The organism is Streptomyces sp. NPDC004542 (genome assembly GCF_040610035.1).
GTDB lineage: Bacteria > Actinomycetota > Actinomycetes > Streptomycetales > Streptomycetaceae > Streptomyces.
This window is the reverse complement of the sequence record NZ_JBEXLP010000159.1, coordinates 6,055-8,627: the sequence shown is the minus strand read 5'-3', so window position 1 is coordinate 8,627 and position 2,573 is coordinate 6,055. Positions and strand designations below refer to the sequence as shown.

General features: G+C 66.6%; 1 protein-coding gene and 1 pseudogene. One reads left to right on the top strand and one right to left on the bottom strand.

The genetic code is table 11. From position 1 onward, the window contains the following. Positions 1-283 precede the first annotated feature (283 nt). The gene (locus ABZX30_RS37315) at positions 284-1,867 is read left to right on the top strand and encodes an IS4 family transposase (RefSeq protein WP_355942664.1); all 1,584 of its coding nucleotides are present in this window, start codon (positions 284-286) and stop codon (positions 1,865-1,867) included. 221 nt (positions 1,868-2,088) lie between these two features. Here ABZX30_RS37315 and ABZX30_RS37310 read toward each other — a convergent pair. After that, a pseudogene (locus tag ABZX30_RS37310) lies at positions 2,089-2,487 on the bottom strand (GtrA family protein); the annotation flags it as partial. Between the last annotated feature and the right edge of the window lie 86 nt (positions 2,488-2,573).

The following is a 2,573-nucleotide window of genomic DNA, read 5'->3' as shown; positions in this document are numbered from 1 at the left end:
GGAGACGGCGTGCCGGGGGTTTCGGGGGCGTTCAGCGAGTCAGACACAGTGAGGACGATTTTACGCGGGCCGCCCGGGCCCGACGGACGAGCGGGGTCAAGCCCCAAGGCCGGGTAGTTAGCGTTTTCGCAGGTCACGCAAGCTATTTGAAGGATTTTTGACGTAAGACAACGGAGCTCGTTGGTACAGGCAGTCGACCAAAACAGCTTGTTTCCGAGGAGCTTCGTTGCCTTCGCATTGTGTTCTGCCGCCCGCACTGACGACCGTCACTCGTACGGCTAAGGTGGCCGGGGGCCGGTTCGCGCCGGGACATCTAGGAGAGCTGACGACAGTCGTGCCGTTCGAGCTCGTGGACGCGGTCCTTGCGGAGACGAGAGCTGTTCAGCGGCGGCTGCGTGATCTGCCGTCGCGGGTCGGTGTCTACTTCCTCCTGGCGATGTGCCTGTTCCCCGAGGTCGGTTATCGCCTGGTCTGGGACAAGCTGACCGCGGGTCTGTCCGGGATACCCGTGGTCTGTCCGTCGGCAAAGGCATTGCGTGACCTGCGCCGGCGGATCGGCAGTGCGCCGGTGCGGGCTTTGTTCGAGGTGCTGGCCGGGTTGCTCGCCCGTCCGACGACGCCAGGTGTGTGTTTCGGTGGGTACCGGGTGGTGTCGTTCGACGGCTGCAGTTCGCTGAGGGTTCCCGATTCCGAGCGGAACTGCGCCTGGCTGGGGAGGACTTCGCATCATGGCTATCCGACGCTGGAGTTGATGACGCTGGTCGAGACCGGCACCCGGGCTCTGGCCGGCGCCGTGTTCGGGCCGACCGCCGAGGGCGAGACGACCTACGCTCGCCGGCTGCTGCATCTGCTGCGGCCGGACATGCTGGTGCTGTGGGACAAGGGATTCGACAGCAACGTCTTCCTCGCGGCGGTCACCGAAACCGGCGCCCAGATTCTGGGACGGCTCCGCAGCAACCGGCGCATGCCGGTCCTCACCCGCCTCGCCGACGGCTCCTACCTGTCGGTGATCGGCACCGTGAAAGTGCGGGTTATCGACGCACAGATTGCCGTGACCTGCGCAGACGGCACGTCCTTCACCGGGGCCTACCGACTGGTCACCACCTTGACCGACGCTCGCCGTTACCCGGCCACCGCGTTGGTGAGGCTCTATCACCAGCGGTGGGAACACGAATCGGCGTACTACGCGCTCCGCCAGACGATCATGTGCGGCCGCAACCTGCGCTCGGGCGACCCGGCAGGCATTGAGCAGGAAATGTGGGCCCTGCTCACCCTCTACCAGGCACTGCGGACTGTAATGGTCGAGGCCGCGGAGGCGCTGACGGGCACCGATCCGGACCGATGCTGCTTCACCGTTGCTCTTCAGACCGCCCGTGACCAGGTCGTCCAGGCCGCCGCTGTCATCACCGACCCTTCCGACGCCGGTCGCCTCGGACTGATCGGGCACCGGATCCTGGCCCGCCTCCTCCCGCCTCGGCGCCAGCGGGTCAGTACCCGAAAGGTCAAGTCACCGATGTCCCGCTACAGCACCCGCCACGACGATGGCAGGCCCGACACCAGCCGCACCATCACCGATCTCGACATCAACATCCTCGAGCCTGCGGAATCCCAGCCTCAGCTCCCCGCCACCTCCCGCGACGACCGGCACACCGCCCCCACCGACCGCCGCAGTCATCGGATCCTGGCCCTGCTCGAAAAGGACCCAACCCGCCTCTGGCGTCCCCGAGATATCGCCGCCCACTTCGGCGATATCACCATGGAAGCCATGTATCGACAGCTCTCCAGATGGGCCGAGACCGGCCTCATCCACAAACTCGGCCCCGGTCTCTACGCCGCCACGGCATGGACCCCAACACCCCTTGCGTGACCTGCGAAAACGCTAACTACCCGGCCTTGGGTCAAGCCCCCCAGGTGTGTCTGCGATATCACCCGTCTCCCCGTGGGCCGCGGGAAGTTCCTCACGGGCGAGGGGTGGGATCGTACTGGTGGCTTCATCCTAGGCCGACAAGGCCCGATCACCTCTGCGCTTGAAGTCTCGGCGCTGGTTCCTGCTTCGGTCGCCGGGACGACGTCCTTCTCGCCCGTCACGAACACGAAGAGGCGAAGCAGCGCGAACCGGCCGAGTCCGGCCAGCGCCGATGCTGTCAGGTACACCACCTGCTCGTGCAGGGTGCCGGGGGCGGGATGCAGAACGAGCATCGCCGCGGTCGTGGCCATGTACGCGGCCACTGCTGTAGTGGCGGATTGCACGTGGCGACGTATTCCGCAGCGCTGCCCCGATCCGAAGGTGAAGCGGGAATGGAGTTCGGTGGCGAGGACGGTTGCCGCGACAGTGATCAGTGCGTTGGCCAAGACCCATGACATCTGCATCGCGAGAAGGGGCACCGCGGCGCTGGAGGCGATCCCCACACCACCACCGCAGAGCACAAAGCGAGCAAAGACGCCGACCCGGACCATAGGAACCTCTCCCCCCTCGTAGGTGACCATCCGGGAAACAGCAGTCGGGGGGGGGGCCGGCCGGGGTGGTGGGGGGGGTGGCCCGGGTGAGGGGGGCCCCCGGGGGGGGGGTGGGT